Annotated in this window: 16 protein-coding genes; 13 read left to right on the forward strand and 3 right to left on the reverse strand. The window is 61.7% G+C overall.

The genetic code is table 11. From position 1 onward, the window contains the following. The first annotated feature begins 5 nt into the window (after window positions 1–5). The 8 genes from KI235_RS05740 (at window position 6) to KI235_RS05775 (ending at window position 8,077) form a co-directional block, all read left to right on the forward strand. Window positions 6–1,007: a diguanylate cyclase gene (locus tag KI235_RS05740; protein ID WP_003198149.1), complete on the forward strand. Its 1,002-nt coding sequence runs from the start codon at window positions 6–8 to the stop codon at window positions 1,005–1,007. Between the two features lie 157 nt (window positions 1,008–1,164). Continuing rightward, window positions 1,165–2,260, forward strand: a protein-coding gene (gene prfB / locus KI235_RS05745; RefSeq protein WP_095963568.1) for a peptide chain release factor 2 whose coding sequence is annotated in 2 segments (ribosomal slippage) — window positions 1,165–1,236 and window positions 1,238–2,260 — 1,095 coding nt in all. Because the reading frame shifts where the segments join, the coding sequence is not laid out codon by codon here. 109 nt (window positions 2,261–2,369) lie between these two features. Further along, window positions 2,370–3,872, forward strand: a complete 1,503-nt coding sequence (gene lysS / locus KI235_RS05750; protein ID WP_003198151.1) for a lysine--tRNA ligase — start codon at window positions 2,370–2,372, stop codon at window positions 3,870–3,872. 101 nt (window positions 3,873–3,973) lie between these two features. Beyond that, complete coding sequence (locus tag KI235_RS05755; protein WP_003198153.1) at window positions 3,974–4,690, forward strand: TetR family transcriptional regulator; 717 nt, start codon at window positions 3,974–3,976, stop codon at window positions 4,688–4,690. A 141-nt stretch (window positions 4,691–4,831) separates the two neighbouring features. Further along, window positions 4,832–5,386 (forward strand): hypothetical protein, encoded by a 555-nt coding sequence (locus KI235_RS05760; RefSeq protein ID WP_003198156.1) that lies wholly within the window; start codon window positions 4,832–4,834, stop codon window positions 5,384–5,386. Between the two features lie 36 nt (window positions 5,387–5,422). Beyond that, window positions 5,423–6,700 carry a flavohemoglobin expression-modulating QEGLA motif protein gene (locus KI235_RS05765; protein ID WP_003185001.1) on the forward strand — a complete coding sequence of 426 codons (1,278 nt, stop codon included), beginning with the start codon at window positions 5,423–5,425 and terminating at the stop codon, window positions 6,698–6,700. A 145-nt stretch (window positions 6,701–6,845) separates the two neighbouring features. Then, a complete protein-coding gene (locus KI235_RS05770; RefSeq protein WP_003198158.1) occupies window positions 6,846–7,751 on the forward strand; it encodes an alpha/beta hydrolase in 906 nt (301 codons plus the stop codon). Then, a complete protein-coding gene (locus KI235_RS05775) occupies window positions 7,748–8,077 on the forward strand; it encodes a hypothetical protein (protein ID WP_003198160.1) in 330 nt (109 codons plus the stop codon). Before KI235_RS05770 ends, KI235_RS05775 begins: the two co-directional genes overlap by 4 nt. A 188-nt stretch (window positions 8,078–8,265) precedes the next feature. Here the strand turns inward: KI235_RS05775 and KI235_RS05780 are convergent, their stop codons facing one another. From KI235_RS05780 to KI235_RS05790, 3 genes are all read right to left on the reverse strand, one after another. After that, the gene (locus tag KI235_RS05780) at window positions 8,266–9,054 is read right to left on the reverse strand and encodes an OmpA family protein (protein WP_027913149.1); all 789 of its coding nucleotides are present in this window, start codon (window positions 9,052–9,054) and stop codon (window positions 8,266–8,268) included. A gap of 51 nt (window positions 9,055–9,105) precedes the next feature. Then, complete coding sequence (locus KI235_RS05785; protein WP_003198164.1) at window positions 9,106–9,519, reverse strand: DUF4398 domain-containing protein; 414 nt, start codon at window positions 9,517–9,519, stop codon at window positions 9,106–9,108. Between the two features lie 283 nt (window positions 9,520–9,802). Then, a complete protein-coding gene (locus tag KI235_RS05790; protein ID WP_003198166.1) occupies window positions 9,803–10,147 on the reverse strand; it encodes a hypothetical protein in 345 nt (114 codons plus the stop codon). Window positions 10,148–10,327: 180 nt separating this feature from the next. Here KI235_RS05790 and ppc point away from each other — a divergent pair, with 180 nt between their 5' ends. The 5 genes from ppc (at window position 10,328) to KI235_RS05815 (ending at window position 16,101) form a co-directional block, all read left to right on the forward strand. Further along, window positions 10,328–12,958: a phosphoenolpyruvate carboxylase gene (ppc, locus tag KI235_RS05795; RefSeq protein WP_003198168.1), complete on the forward strand. Its 2,631-nt coding sequence runs from the start codon at window positions 10,328–10,330 to the stop codon at window positions 12,956–12,958. 291 nt (window positions 12,959–13,249) lie between these two features. Further along, window positions 13,250–13,897, forward strand: a complete 648-nt coding sequence (gene adk / locus KI235_RS05800) for an adenylate kinase (protein ID WP_003198170.1) — start codon at window positions 13,250–13,252, stop codon at window positions 13,895–13,897. A 93-nt stretch (window positions 13,898–13,990) separates the two neighbouring features. Then, on the forward strand, window positions 13,991–14,668 hold the full coding sequence (tsaB, locus tag KI235_RS05805) for a tRNA (adenosine(37)-N6)-threonylcarbamoyltransferase complex dimerization subunit type 1 TsaB (RefSeq protein WP_003198172.1): 678 nt from the start codon (window positions 13,991–13,993) through the stop codon (window positions 14,666–14,668). A 261-nt stretch (window positions 14,669–14,929) separates the two neighbouring features. Next, the gene (locus KI235_RS05810; RefSeq protein WP_003198174.1) at window positions 14,930–15,241 is read left to right on the forward strand and encodes a hypothetical protein; all 312 of its coding nucleotides are present in this window, start codon (window positions 14,930–14,932) and stop codon (window positions 15,239–15,241) included. Beyond that, on the forward strand, window positions 15,241–16,101 hold the full coding sequence (locus KI235_RS05815; RefSeq protein WP_003198176.1) for a DUF72 domain-containing protein: 861 nt from the start codon (window positions 15,241–15,243) through the stop codon (window positions 16,099–16,101). Before KI235_RS05810 ends, KI235_RS05815 begins: the two co-directional genes overlap by 1 nt. Window positions 16,102–16,110: the final 9 nt, after the last annotated feature.

Here is a 16,110-nt window from a genome sequence, read left to right on the forward strand (position 1 = left end):
CCACCATGAATGATCTGCAGCTAGACGATTTCAAGCGCGATGAGAACGCGGCCATGGTCTTGCTCATCGACGATCAGGCGATGATCGGCGAGGCGGTGCGGCGCGGGCTATCGAACGAAGACAACATCGACTTCCATTTCTGCTCCGATCCTCACCAGGCCATCGCCCATGCGGTTCGCATCAAGCCGACGGTGATTCTCCAGGACCTGGTGATGCCCGGCCTGGATGGCCTGAGCCTGGTGCGCGAGTACCGTAACCATCCGGCCACCCGCGATATCCCGATCATTGTCCTGTCCACCAAGGAGGACCCGCTGGTCAAGAGCGCGGCGTTCGCCGCCGGGGCCAACGACTACCTGGTCAAGTTGCCGGACAACATCGAGCTGGTGGCGCGCATCCGCTATCACTCGCGTTCCTACATGATGCTTTTGCAACGCGACGCGGCCTATCGGGCACTGCGGGTCAGCCAGCAGCAACTGCTCGACACCAACCTGGTGCTGCAACGCTTGATGAACTCCGACGGCCTGACCGGGTTGTCCAATCGTCGCCACTTCGACGAATACCTGGAGTTGGAATGGCGCAGGGCGATGCGCGACCAGAGCCAGCTGTCGCTGCTGATGATCGATGTGGACTACTTCAAGGCCTACAACGACAACTTCGGCCATTTGGAAGGCGACGAAGCGCTGCGCAAGGTCGCCACGGCGATCCGCGAGGCGTGCAGCCGTCCATCCGACTTGCCGGCCCGTTACGGCGGCGAGGAGTTCGCCCTGGTCCTGCCCGGCACCTCGCCGGGCGGCGCCCGGCTGATGGCCGAGAAACTGCGCCAGGGCGTCGTCGCCCTGAAAATCCCCCACACCACGCCCGACGGCGGCGAAAACCTGACCGTCAGCATCGGCGTCTCGACCTTCATCCCCCAGCAGGGTAGCGATTGCCGGCAATTGATCTCGGCGGCGGACAAGGGGCTGTACCTGGCCAAGCACAATGGGCGTAATCGGGTGGGGGTTGAATAAATCCCTGCTTGGCGAAGAGGCTTTTTGTGGTGAGGGGGATTGTGCAGATCAATCCCTGAACCTCATTACCCCTAAAGCCGCCAGGCGGGCTGCCGCTGGCGCTTGATTACGTTATACTCGCCGGCTTTCAAAAGTTCGCCAACGAGTGCTGCCCGCCATGGAAATCAACCCGATCCTTAACACCATCAAGGACCTGTCCGAGCGCTCCGAAACTATTCGGGGGTATCTTTGACTACGATCAAAAGCATGAGCGTCTGACCGAAGTCAATCGCGAGCTTGAAGATCCGAATGTCTGGAACAACCCTTCGTACGCCCAGGAACTGGGCCGCGAGCGTTCTGCGCTGGCGCAGATCGTCGAGACCCTGGACGAGTTGTCCAGCGGCCTGGCTGATTGCCGCGACCTGCTGGACATGGCTGTCGAAGAGAACGATGAGGGCGCGGTCGGCGATGTCGTCGCCGAGCTGACACGTCTCGACGAGAACCTCGCCAAGCTGGAATTCCGTCGCATGTTCAGCGGCGAGATGGACATGAACAACGCCTACCTGGACATCCAGGCCGGCTCCGGCGGCACCGAAGCCCAGGACTGGGCCAACATCCTGCTGCGCATGTACCTGCGCTGGGCTGACAAACGCGGTTTCGACGCCACCATCATGGAACTGTCGGCCGGTGAAGTCGCCGGGATCAAGGGCGCCACCGTGCACATCAAGGGCGAATACGCCTTTGGCTGGCTGCGGACCGAGATCGGCGTGCACCGCCTGGTGCGCAAGAGCCCGTTCGACTCCGGCAACCGCCGCCACACCTCGTTCTCGGCCGTATTCGTTTCGCCGGAAATCGATGACAACATCGAGATCGAGATCAACCCGGCGGACTTGCGCATCGACACCTACCGTTCCTCCGGGGCCGGTGGTCAGCACGTTAACACCACCGACTCGGCCGTACGGATTACCCACGTACCGACCAACACCGTGGTCAGCTGCCAGAACGAGCGTTCCCAGCACGCCAACAAAGACACCGCGATGAAGATGCTCCGGGCTCGCCTGTACGAGCAGGAAGTGCAGAAGCGCAACGCGGCGTCCCAGGCGCTGGAAGACACCAAGTCGGACATCGGCTGGGGTCACCAGATCCGTTCGTACGTGCTCGATGCCTCGCGGATCAAGGATCTGCGGACCAGCATCGAACGCAGCGATTGCGACAAGGTGCTCGATGGCGATATCGATGAATACCTGATCGCCAGCCTCAAACAAGGGCTGTAACGCGACACCCATGCGGCGGGCAGGCATGCTTCCATCAAGGAGCATGACTCGCCCGCAAACTCCGGCCCGGGGCCGGGGGCAACGAACCTGTGATGGAATCCTTAAAGACATGAGCGACCTAGAACTCGACCCGCAAGCCCTGCAACAGGAAGAAAACTCCCTGATCGCCCTGCGCAAGGAAAAGCTTGCTGCCGAGCGCGCCAAGGGCCAGGCCTTCCCCAACGACTTCCGCCGCGACGCCTACTGCGACGTCTTGCAGAAGCAGTATGCGGACAAGACCAAGGAAGAGCTGGCCGAGGCGGCGATTCCAGTCAAGGTGGCCGGTCGTATCGTGCTCGATCGTGGTTCGTTCATGGTGATCCAGGACATGACCGGGCGCCTCCAGGTCTACGTCAACCGCAAGACCCTGCCGGAAGAAACCCTGGCCGCCGTCAAGACCTGGGACCTGGGCGACATCATTGCCGCCGAAGGCACCCTGGCCCGTTCCGGCAAGGGCGACCTGTACGTCGAGATGACCAGCGTGCGCCTGCTGACCAAGTCCCTGCGCCCGCTGCCGGACAAGCACCACGGCCTGACCGACACCGAGCAGCGCTATCGCCAGCGCTACGTCGACCTGATCGTCAACGAAGACGTGCGCCAGACGTTCCGCGTGCGCTCGCAAGTCATCGCCCACATCCGCAGCTTCCTGATGAAGCGTGACTTCCTGGAAGTCGAGACGCCGATGCTGCAGACCATCCCTGGCGGTGCGGCGGCCAAGCCGTTCGAAACCCACCACAACGCCCTGGACATGGAAATGTTCCTGCGTATCGCGCCGGAGCTGTACCTCAAGCGTCTGGTTGTGGGTGGCTTCGAAAAGGTCTTCGAGATCAACCGCAACTTCCGTAACGAAGGTGTTTCGACCCGGCACAACCCCGAGTTCACCATGCTCGAGTTCTACCAGGCCTACGCCGACTACGAAGACAACATGGACCTGACCGAGGAACTGTTCCGCGAGCTGGCCCAGCTTGTTCTCGGGACGACCGACGTGCCGTACGGCGACAAGGTGTTCCACTTCGGCGAGCCGTTCGTGCGCCTGTCGGTGTTCGACTCGATCCTCAAGTACAACCCTGAACTGACTGCCGATGATCTGAACGACATCGAAAAGGCTCGCGCCATCGCCAAGAAGGCCGGTGCCAAGGTGCTCGGCTTCGAAGGTCTGGGCAAGCTGCAAGTGATGATTTTCGAAGAGCTGGTCGAGCACAAGCTGGAGCAGCCGCACTTCATCACCCAGTACCCGTTCGAAGTGTCGCCGCTGGCCCGTCGTAACGACGAGAACCCAAGCGTGACCGACCGTTTCGAGCTGTTCATCGGTGGCCGTGAAATCGCCAACGCCTATTCCGAGCTCAACGATGCAGAAGACCAGGCCGAGCGTTTCATGGCCCAGGTGGCTGACAAGGACGCCGGCGACGACGAAGCCATGCACTACGATGCCGACTTCGTGCGTGCCCTGGAGTACGGCATGCCGCCGACCGCTGGCGAAGGCATCGGCATCGATCGCCTGGTGATGTTGTTGACCAACTCACCGTCGATCCGGGACGTGATTCTCTTCCCGCACATGCGGCCTCAAGCGTAAGTGCTTCAACTAAAAAGCCGCCTGGAAGGGCGGCTTTTTATTGCCTGTCTGGTACAAACGTATCAATTGGTTACTTTTTCAAAGAGCGAGGAAGACCTGTCGTGAATCGTGCAATGGCTTCAGAAGGTGCAGCGGGCGTCGCCACGGCTGTCGCTGAAAGTGTTCAGTACCAGGGCCGCAAGGCCAGCCGACAGGGCAGTGAGCAGCGTCGCCAGGAGATTCTCGACGCGGCCATGCGCATTGTGGTGCGCGACGGCGTGCGAGCCGTGCGTCACCGCGCCGTGGCCGCCGAAGCGGGCGTGCCGCTGTCGGCCACCACGTATTATTTCAAGGACATCGATGACTTGCTCACCGATACCTTCGCCCAGTATGTGGAACGCAGCGCGGCGTTCATGGCCAAGCTGTGGACCAACAACGAAGGCCTGCTGCGGGAAATGGTCGCTTACGGTGACGGCAGCGCCCAATCGCGCTCGCAGCTGGCGGACGACATTGCCCGGATGACCGCCGACTACGTGCAACACCAATTGGACAGTCGCCGTGAATACCTGATGGCCGAACAGGCCTTCCGCCAGGAAGCGCTGCTCAACCCGCGCCTGGCGGTGTTGGTGCGTTCCCACCAGCAGATTTTGCTGCACGGCACCTGTCAGTTTTTCCAGGTATTGGGCTCCCGTGAGCCGCAACAGGATGCCAAAGTGTTGACGGCGATTATCGGACGGATGGAATATCAGGGCTTGCTCAATGGCGCCGAGCCGGTAGCCGATGAAGATATGCTCGGCATCCTGACCCGCTACATGCACCTGGTACTGGCGTCGGTGTAACCCCGAACTGATCGTTCCCACGCTCCGCGTGGGAATGAATCCCGTGACGCTCTGCGTCACAGTGGACGCGGAGCGTCCATGGCTGCATTCCCACGCAGAGCGTGGGAACGATCAACGCGTTGTGTGCCATAGGGAGTTCAAATGAAAGCCTGGCGTGCCGTTGTACTGGCCGTGTCGTTGCTGCTGCTCAGTGGTTGTCTGGTGTCGTTCAAGGCGCCGTTGCCTGACAGCGAAGCGGCGCCCGAGGGCCTGCTCGGTCACTGGACCAGCACCAATGCCTGGGGCGAACCGTTGAACCTGGAGCTGACGAAGGTCGGCAAGCACCGCTACCAGGCCATCAGCTACTTCAGGGCCAGGCCCCATGAGCGCGAAGCCATCCCGCTGACCGTTTCCCGTCATGGCAGCCGCTGGTACGTGTCAGCCAAGGTGCCGGCCCGGTTTGGCGGCCATTATTTGATCGCCGGTTTCGAGTTGACCGACAAGCAAGAATTGGTGGTCTACAACCTGGACCTGGATCAGATCAACCAGGCCATCGCCCAGAAACGCCTCAGCGGCCAGCCGAACCAGAGCGAGGAAGGCGATGGCGTGCTAGTGGACAGCGACATGAACAAGGTTTTCAGTTACCTCGACGACCCGGCCAATTCCGATGTGTTCTCGGAGGCCGTGCGCTACCAGCGGCTGGTCAAATCCCAATAACAGCAACAAGCGGACGTTTTTTCACAGGAGTTCCGGGTGGACGATTACCAGCAGACGATACGCACCTTGTCCGATCGCATTGTGCTGGCGCAAACGCCGATTCGCATCCTCGACGCGGTGAAGTGGGACGAGAACATCCGCAAGGGCTTTCTCAAGGCCAAGGGCAAGGAAATGCCCGCGGTGGATCGCGACTATTACCTCAACCGGCCACTGTCCTTCGATTCGAGCAAGGTGAAGCTGGAGTTCCAGAACATCGAGCGCGACATCACCCGCCAGCTTGGGCAGTTCAACCCGGTTGGCCAGATCATGCGCCGCATGTGCAAGGAATACCGCATGGTGGTGCGCATGCTCGAGGCGCGTGGCACCGAGGATTTCGGGTTGATCTCCCAGGAGCTCTATGGCGCCGCCTCCGATGCTTTCCACGCCGGCGACCCGACCCTGGCCGACCTGGGCCTGATGCTCTCCGATTACCTGAACAACATCGATGGCCGTGGCGACCTCAAGGACGAGCCGAAAGTCCTCAGCGCCAAGGAAGCCGTCAGCCTGCTGCAACACCGCCTCAACCGGGTGTTTGGCGAAGCCGAGGAAACCATCCGGGTGTTCGAGTCCGATGGCATCGTGGCCGACGCAGCGGCGGGCGCGGACTACATCAAGATCCGCACCGATGCGATGTTCAACGAGCGCGACGTACGAGCGCTGGAAGTCCACGAAGGGTTGGTGCACGTCGGCACCACCCTCAACGGCCTCAACCAGCCGATCTGCACCTTCCTGTCCAAGGGCCCACCCTCGTCCACGGTGACTCAGGAAGGCCTGGCGATCCTGATGGAAATCATCACCTTCGCCTCCTACCCGAGCCGCCTGCGCAAACTGACCAACCGCACCCGGGCCATTCACATGGTGGAGGAGGGCGCCGATTTCCTGCAGGTCTTCGAGTTCTTCCGCGAGCAGGGTTTTGAAATGGCCGAAAGTTACGGCAACGCCAGTCGGGTTTTCCGAGGGTCGGTGCCGACGGGGCTGCCATTCACCAAAGACTTGTCCTACCTCAAAGGCTTCATCATGGTTTACAACTACATTCAGTTGGCCGTGCGCAAGGGCAAGCTGGAACAGGTGCCGCTGCTGTTCTGCGGCAAGACCACCCTCGAGGACATGCGCACGTTGCGGCAACTGGTGGACGAAGGCCTGGTCGTACCGCCCAAGTACCTGCCCGAGCAGTTCCGCGACATGAACGCCCTGTCGGCCTGGATGTGTTTCTCCAACTTCCTGAACCACCTGAGCCTGGACCGGATCGAAGCGGATTATTCCAATATCCTCTAATCGCACCACCAATCCCTGTGGGAGCGAGCTTGCTCGCGATAGCGTCAGCACAGTCAGTACGGCTGTGACTGACCCACCGCTATCGCGAGCGAGCTCGCTCCCACAGGGGGACTGCGTTTACTTCTGACTTGCGAGGTTTCACCGGATGCGAACCCTCGGCATCATTTGCCTGCTGCTGGCCCTGAGCGGTTGCAGCTCCCTGCTGTTCTACCCCGAGCACGGCCTGCCGTTCACCCCGGAGCGGGCCAGGCTCGAATACCGCGACGTCACCCTGACCACCGCCGACGGTCTCAAGCTCCACGGCTGGTGGCTGCCGGTCAAACCGGGTGTGGAGGTCAAGGGCACGGTCCTGCATTTGCACGGCAACGGTGGCAACCTGGCCTGGCACCTGGGCGGGAGCTGGTGGTTGCCGGAGCAGGGCTACCAGGTGTTGATGGTCGACTACCGGGGTTATGGCCTGTCCGAAGGCGAGCCGAGCCTGCCGGCGATTTACCAGGACATTGACGCCGCGTTCCAATGGCTCGACCAGGCGCCCGAGGTGCAGGGCAAGCCTCTGGTGCTGCTCGGCCAGAGCCTGGGCGGTGCGCTGGCGGTGCATTACCTGGTCGAGCACCCGCAGCGCCAACGGCAGCTCAAGGCCCTGGTGCTCGATGGCGTGCCTGCCAGCTATCGTGACGTCGGCCGGTTTGCCCTGAGCACCTCGTGGTTGACCTGGCCGTTCCAGGTGCCATTGTCCTGGCTGGTACCGGACGGTGACAGCGCGATCAGTTCCGTGGCGCAATTGAATGGCGTGCCGAAATTGATCTACCACAGCCTGGACGACCCCATCGTGCCCCTTTCCAATGGCATCCGCCTGTATCAAGCTGCGCCGCCGCCGCGGGTCTTGCAGTTGACACGCGGCGGCCATGTGCAGACATTCGCCGACCCAACCTGGCGCACCGTGATGCTGCGCTACCTCGACGACCCCCAGCACTTCGACGGCCTGCGCCGCCTGGGCGAGGTCCCGAATTACCCGAAATCACCCGTTGAATCACCAGAGAGTCCGCAATGAGCGAAGAACGTAACGCCATCCCCCTGATCATCACCGGTATCTGCAGCATCCTCGGCACCGTTGCGACGCTGTGGTACTACGGCTACCTGCACTTCGCCAAGCCCGAGGACGCGTTGCTGCTCAACCAGTTCACCATGCTCAAGACCGTACCGGGCGAGGACTACAAGGTTTCCCTGGAGCCGGCCCCCCAGGTCGCCCAATGCATCGATGGTGTGCTGGTGTTGTTCGACACCGAGCAGAAAGGCCTGACCGGCGTGCTGATCAACGAGAAGAAACGCGCGGTGCGCTGCATGGGCCAGGAAACGCCGCAGAAGCTTCAGCCATAAGCGAGACCCCTGTGGGAGCGAGCTTGCTCGCGATAGCGGTGGTTCAGCAGCATAAATAGTGCCTGACACGCCGCCATCGCGAGCAAGCTCGCTCCCACAGGGGTTGTGTACAGCCAAACCTATTCGGCCATGAAAAAAGCCCCGCCTGACTAGAAATCAGGCGGGGCTTTTTTGTTGCTCTCAGCCGATCAGTTGGCGCTCATGGTCGAACGTGGGGCCACTGGCTGGTTGTCGTTGGAGATGGTCACTTCCACGCGCCGGTTCATGGCACGGCCCGAGACGCTGGTGTTGTCAGCCACCGGGAATTCCTTGCCGTAGCCCTGTGTCACGATGCGAGCCGGGTCGACGCCCATCTTCACCAGCGCGAGTTGCACAGAACTGGCGCGGCGCTCGGACAGGGACTGGTTATAGGAATCCGAACCGGTGCTGTCGGTGTAGCCTTCGATGATCACCTTGCGGTCCGGGTTTTCCTGGAGGAACTGCGCCAGTTTGCTCACATTCGTCATGCCGCTGGCGCGCAGGTCGGACTTGTTGGTGGCGAACAGCACGTCGCCGAAGGTCACCAGCGTACCGCGTTCGGTCTGCTTGGCGTTGAGGCTGTCCTGCAGTTGCTTGATCTGCGCATTACGCGCATCGAGCAGGGCACGGGCACGTTCGTCACCGGCGTTTTTCAGCTCGGCTTCGGCGTTGCGCAGGGCGATGGTCTGCTTGGCCACTTCGACGCGCTGGTTGGTCAGGTAGGCCAACTGGTCGACCTTGGCTTCGTCTTCTTTGTCCATGTAGGCCTTGTCAGCCTTGGCCAGGAAGTCGGCGGCGTCCTTGGTTTCCAATGCAGCCACTTTGGTCGCCGCTGGATCAGCCTGCAGGCCGTTGTAGTTGGTCCGTGCCTGTTCCAGGTTCGCGTTAGGGTCGTGGGAGCAAGCGGCCAGGGCTACGCAGGCAGCGAGCAGGGCGGGCATCATCAAGTGTTTGTGCATCATAGTCTGTCGTCCTTTTATCAATGAGAAGTACGTCGTGGCGTGAACGGCTTACTGAACCTTGTTCATGCCTTCCTGACGCAGTTCCTGAACCCCTTTCTGAGAGTCCTTGAGTGCTTGTTCGGCCTTGGCGGCCTGAGCCTTGCGCTCGGCGACGCGGGCGTCCCACTCGGCCTGTTCGGCCAGACGCTTGGCTTCGTCGTATTTCTTGTCATGCATGGCGATTTCGGCCTGCTTGAGTTTGTCCTGGGCCGATTTCATTTCCACAGCCGCGAATTCGGTACCGCCGGCGCTGACGGCGCTATTGACCGCCGATTGGGTAACCGCGTACTGCTCCGAAGGTGGATTACCGGCGCAACCGGCGAGAATGAAGCTGCTACCGATCGCCAGGGCAGCCAACTTCAAGCCGCGCAGGCCAGTGGACGAGGGTTTGGCAGTGCAGGTATTCATAGGCTTCAACTCCATTGGAAAACTCCTGAAAAAACTACAAATCCATGCTGGGACCGAAGCCGTGACGTCTGGTTTGGTGCTGGCGCCAAGGCGCGTTTATTTAAACAACCGTTCCAGTATGGTTACTCGGTGTGACCCGAGGCGTTTTTCAAAAGTTCAGCGAAGATGGCCATTCGCCAAAAGAATTACTGACTGATCGGTCAGTCGCAGAAAAGCTGAACTTTCAAGGCGCGCAGCGGTATTCCGGCGCGGGTGGGAAAGCATCGCGCCGGAAAGTCGCAACCAGGAATGAAAGCGGTCAGTGTTTGGATTTGTCGTTCTGCGAGGAAAGTTCGTGCAGATGCCGCCGGGACAAGGCGAGGAATCGCGGGGTCGGACCCACGTCTTCGTACAGCGGGTCGCCTTCTTCATCGGTCGCGACGACTTGCGAACCCTTGATGTAGGGGAAGCTTGCTTCCAGCTCTTCCAGTGCCGCCCCGATCAGCTCGCCGAGCAGCTCCTCGGGCTGGCGCTTGGGGTACATGTCGCAGATCGCCGCCAGCCGTGCGGCGGCTTCCACGTCCAGATGAATCGTGTAGCCAGTCTGGGTCAGACGGCCCTTGGCGTTTTCTTCCCAATGCTGGGCAAGCTCACGAATTTTCATGATGACCTCAATAAGCCTGCTCGTGGCAGGCGCGGTGAGTGACAAGCCGTGGTGTGGCTTAATCATGAGACTAGCTTTGTCCTGCAAGGTTTAAAGTCCCTTCGTCGCTTGTCAGAAACGGTGGGCATCGGCACTCTCTAATCCAAGAGCTGTCCGGACTTTTTTGCTGGAGAAATGCTGATGACCGATATCGATGCACGCTTGCGCGAAGACGTTCACCTGCTCGGTGAGCTATTGGGCAACACCATCCGTGAACAATACGGGGACACGTTTCTCGACAAGATCGAGCAGATCCGCAAGGGTGCCAAGGCTGATCGACGCGGTTCCGTGGACGCCGAACTCAGCGCCAGCCTCAACCAGTTGAGCGAGGACGAACTGCTGCCGGTGGCGCGGGCGTTCAACCAGTTTCTCAACCTGGCCAACATCGCCGAGCAATACCAACTTATCCACCGCCGCGAAGAATCGCAGCCGGAACCCTTCGAGGCGCGGGTGTTGCCCGAGTTGCTCGCCCGGTTGCGGGCCGAAGGCCATGGCGCAGAGGCCCTGGCCCGGCAATTGGGGCGGCTGGAGATCGAATTGGTTCTCACGGCCCACCCCACGGAAGTGGCTCGCCGTACGCTGATCCAGAAATACGACGCCATTGCCGCGCAATTGGCCGCCCAGGATCACCGCGACCTGACCAGCGCCGAGCGCGCGCAGATTCACGAACGCCTGCAACGCTTGATCGCCGAAGCCTGGCACACCGAAGAAATCCGCCGCACCCGGCCGACCCCGGTGGACGAGGCCAAGTGGGGGTTCGCGGTAATCGAGCACTCGCTGTGGCAGGCCATTCCCAATTACCTGCGCAAGGCTGACCAGGCGCTGCATGCCGCCACCGGCTTGCGCCTGCCGCTGGAGGCCGCGCCGATCCGTTTTGCCTCGTGGATGGGCGGCGACCGTGACGGCAACCCGAATGTCACCGCCGCCGTGACCCGCGAGGTGCTTTTGCTGGCGCGGTGGATGGCGGCGGACCTGTACCTGCGTGACGTCGATCAACTGGCGGCCGAGCTGTCGATGCAACACGCCAGCGAGGCCTTGCGTGCCCAGGCCGGCGACAGCGCCGAACCTTATCGCGCAGTGCTCAAGCAACTGCGTGAACGCCTGCGCGCCACCCGCAACTGGGCCCACGCCTCCCTGAGCGCCGCCACGCCGCCAAGCGCCGACGTGTTGCAGCACAACCGCGAGCTGCTGGACCCCCTGGAGCTGTGCTACCACTCGTTGCACGAATGCGGCATGGGCGTGATTGCCGACGGGCCGCTGCTAGATTGCCTGCGCCGGGCAGTGACCTTCGGCCTGTTCCTGGTGCGCCTCGACGTGCGCCAGGACTCGACGCGCCATACCGCTGCCATGACGGAAATAACCGACTACCTGGGCCTGGGGCGCTATGAGGATTGGAACGAGGAGCAGCGCATCAGCTTCTTGCTGGCGGAACTGAGCAACCGGCGTCCGCTGCTGCCGGCCCATTTCAAGCCATCGGCTGACACGGCGGAAGTTTTGGCGACGTGCCGGGAAGTGGCTGCGGCGCCAGCGGCATCCCTGGGTTCCTACGTGATCTCCATGGCCGGTGCGGCTTCCGATGTCCTCGCGGTGCAGCTGTTATTGAAGGACGCCGGCGTGTTGCGGCCAATGCGGGTGGTGCCGCTGTTCGAGACCCTGGCCGACCTGGACAACGCCGGGCCGGTGATCGAGCGGCTGTTGCTGCTGCCCGGCTATCGCTCGCGGCTGCAAGGTCCTCAGGAAGTGATGATCGGCTATTCCGATTCGGCCAAGGACGCCGGGACCACCGCGGCGGCCTGGGCGCAGTATCGGGCCCAGGAGCGGTTGGTGGACATCTGCCGCGAGCAGCAAGTCGAACTGCTGTTGTTCCATGGTCGCGGCGGCACCGTGGGCCGTGGTGGTGGTCCGGCGCACGCGGCGATCCTGTCCCAGCCGCCGGGTTCGGTGGCCGGGCGTTTCCGTACCACTGAGCAAGGTGAAATGATTCGTTTCAAATTCGGCCTGCCGGACATCGCCGAACAGAACCTCAACCTTTATCTCGCTGCTGTGCTTGAAGCTACGCTGCTGCCACCGCCGCCGCCCACGCCGCAGTGGCGGCACCTGATGGACGAACTGGCGGCCGATGGCGTCAAGGCCTACCGCGCCGTGGTGCGGGAAAACCCGCAATTTGTCGAGTACTTCCGCCAGTCCACCCCCGAGCAGGAACTGGGGCGCCTGCCCCTGGGCAGCCGTCCGGCCAAGCGTCGGGCCGGTGGCATCGAAAGCCTGCGGGCTATCCCGTGGATCTTCGGCTGGACCCAGACCCGCCTGATGCTGCCGGCCTGGCTCGGCTGGGAAACCGCACTGAGCAAGGCCCTGGAGCGTGGCGAAGGTGAGTTGCTGGGGCAGATGCGCGAGCAATGGCCGTTCTTCCGGACCCGCATCGACATGCTGGAGATGGTGCTGGCCAAGGCCGACGCCGATATTGCCCGCTCCTACGACGAGCGTTTGGTGGAACCTGGGCTGCTGCCTTTGGGTGCGCATTTACGCGACCTATTGTCGCAGGCCTGCTCGGTGGTCCTTGGGTTGACCGGTCAGTCGCAGCTACTGGCACATAGCCCAGCCACGCTGGAATTCATTCGTCTGCGCAACACTTACCTCGACCCGCTGCACCTGTTGCAGGCCGAACTGTTGGCGCGCTCGCGGCAGCAGGATGTAGCCCAGGGCAGCCCCGTGGAACAGGCGTTGCTGGTGTCTGTGGCGGGGATTGCCGCCGGTTTGCGCAATACCGGCTAAGGTTAGGCAGCGCACCGAAACGGCTCGCCCGGCGTTCCCGGGCGTTGTCCGTCGGGGGAGGGAACAGGTTGGCCAGGCGACAGTTCGTTGCCCGGTTGCGACTCTCGCCACCCCCTCCGAAGGTCGTATCGGGCGCGGGTTCCTCCGACTTTCGGCGGCTTGTGTGGGTCGGGCCTGCTGTGTATCTTGATCAGCCTTTGGCCGTTTGGGCGGTCACGATCCTGTTTTTCGAAGATTGGCCCCACGAGGCGAATCCGAGCGTTTTACATAAAAAAATTGAGGAGCACATCGATGCGCGTCATTCTGCTGGGAGCTCCCGGGGCCGGTAAAGGTACTCAGGCAAAGTTCATCACCGAAAAATTCGGTATCCCGCAAATTTCCACTGGCGACATGCTGCGTGCCGCAGTCAAGGCGGGCACCGAGCTGGGCGTCAAGGCCAAGAGCATCATGGATGCCGGCGGCCTGGTGTCGGATGACCTGATCATCGCCCTGGTCAAGGATCGTATCGCTCAAGCCGATTGCGCCAACGGCTTCCTGTTCGACGGCTTCCCACGCACCATTCCCCAGGCTGAAGCCCTGGTGACTGCCGGTGTTGAGCTCGATCACGTGGTCGAAATCGCGGTCGACGACGAAGAGATCGTCCAGCGCATTGCCGGTCGTCGTGTCCACGAGCCGTCCGGCCGTGTCTACCACACCGTCTACAACCCGCCGAAAGTCGCGGGCAAGGACGACGTCACCGGTGAAGAGCTGGTGCAGCGCAAGGACGACACCGAAGAAACCGTGCGTCATCGCCTGTCGGTCTACCATTCCCAGACCAAGCCGCTGGTGGCGTTCTACCAGAATCTGTCGGCTGCCCAGGGCAAGCCGAAGTACAGCCACATCCCGGGCGTTGGCACGGTCGATGCGATCACCGGCAAGGTGCTCGAAGCGCTGAGCTGAAAAGTCTGATCAGTTGCATCAACTACGGCCCGCTTGCGGGCCGTAGTTGTTTATACTGGCGCACTTTTTTCCACCTGATTTACGGACACATCGATGAGCACCTTGCTGGCCCTGGACACCGCGACTGAAGCTTGCTCCGTTGCCTTGCTGCACGACGGCAAGGTCACGAGCCATTACGAGGTGATCCCGCGCCTGCATGCGCAGAAGCTGTTGCCGATGATCCAGAAACTGCTGAGCGATGCCGGGACGACCTTGCAGGCAGTGGACGCGATTGCCTTCGGTCGCGGGCCGGGGGCTTTTACCGGCGTGCGCATCGCCATCGGCGTGGTGCAAGGACTGGCGTTTGCCCTGGAGCGGCCGGTGTTGCCGGTGTCGAACCTGGCGGTGCTGGCCCAGCGCGCTTTGCGCGAACAAGGCGCCCGCCAAGTCGCAGCGGCCATCGATGCGCGCATGGACGAGGTGTACTGGGGCTGCTATCGCGAAACCGACGGCGAGATGCGTCTGGTGGGTGCCGAAGCGGTATTGCCGCCCGAAGCAGCGGCGTTGCCGAGCGGGGCCGACGGTGATTGGTTCGGTGCCGGTACCGGCTGGGGCTACGGCGAGCGCATCGCCGTCAGCCTGACCGGCCAGGACGCCACCTTGCTGCCTCACGCCGAAGACCTGCTGGCCCTGGCGCGCTTCGCCTGGGCCCGTGGTGAAGCCATTGTGGCCGATGATGCGCAGCCGGTGTACTTGCGGGACAAGGTCGCAACCCCCAAGTCCGAGCGATAAACCCAGCCTTTGTGGGAGCAAAGCTTGCTCGCGATACAGGCGCCTCGGTTTCCCGGCAGACCGTGTCATCTTCATCGCGGGCAAGCCTTGCTCCCACAAAGACATTCCCCCACCCAAAAGTCACACCAAATATTGCCAGTCGTCATTTTTTCAGCCCGTTTTTAAACCTTTTGGGCTTTATGTGTTCTAGTTATCACTTGCGCATTTGCGCGGCTGCGAAAGTGCCGCTAAATTGCCATCATTGATACCGAGCATTCTGTTATGCGTATAGACGGCTTTTCATCCCAGTCCTATCCCATCAAGCGCAAGCCTCGTGCAGGCAAAATCGCTGAGCAAGAATCCTTCGATGATGATATCGATGGCGAACTGGAGTTCCCGTCTGAAGAGCAATTGGCCGCCCGTGCCGCCAAAGCCTCCGCGCAACGCCTGAGCAATCTTCCCGCCCGCCAGCAAGACATGCTCTATCACCGTGCAATGAGCCGCAGTGTCGCCACGGCCCTGGCGAGCTACCTGAGCACCGCCGGTTTCGTCGATTGGGATATGGAAGTGCTGGGTCTCGATCTCTACATCTGATGGTCTTGCCTTACTACCTGGGCTGCCCCTCCTGGAGCGAAAACGCCTGGCGTGATTATCTTTATCCCCAGGACGCCAAAAGCACCGACTTCCTGAATCTCTATTCCCAAGTGTTCAATGCCGTGGAAGGCAATACGACCTTCTACGCCAGCCCGTCTGCGGCCACGGTCCAGCGCTGGGCCGAAATCATGCCCGAGCACTTTCGCTTCACCGCCAAGTTTCCCGGTGACATCAGCCACAACGGCGACTTGCGCGAGCGCCTGACGGCCACCGAAACCTTCCTGCAACTGCTCAGTCCCTTGGGTGAGCGCGTCTCGCCGTACTGGCTGCAACTGTCCAAGGCCTTCACCCCGAATCGGTTGCCGGAACTGGCGGGGTTCATCGACGCCTTGCAGCGCCCCTTGGCCGTGGAGGTCCGTCACGATGAGTTCTTCGCCAAGGGCGATGCCGAACGGCGCCTCAATCGCCTGTTGCTCGATCGTGGTGTTGAACGCATCTGTCTCGATCCCCGGGCCTTGTTCAGTTGCACCTCGCTTGATCCTGCGGTGCTTCACGCGCAATCGAAAAAGCCTCGCGTGCCGCTCCGGCCTGCGGCGTTCACCCAATGTCCGCAAGTGCGCTTCATCGGTCATCCGGTGCTGGAAGCCAATGAACCGTTCCTGACGCCGTGGGTGGAGAAAATCGCCGGATGGATCGAAGAGGGGCGCACGCCCTATATCTTCCTGCACACCGCCGACAACCTGCTGGCGGCCAAACTCGCGCAACGCTTCCACACTCGCCTGATGAGTCGTTTGCCTGGATTGCCGGCCCTGCCTGAGCTATATAGAGAGCCCGCCGCCGAGCAACTGGGTTTGCTCTGAGGCCCATTC

Origin of the sequence: Pseudomonas sp. St386 (assembly GCF_018325865.1) — a bacterium.
Taxonomy (GTDB): Bacteria; Pseudomonadota; Gammaproteobacteria; order Pseudomonadales; family Pseudomonadaceae; genus Aquipseudomonas; species Aquipseudomonas brassicacearum.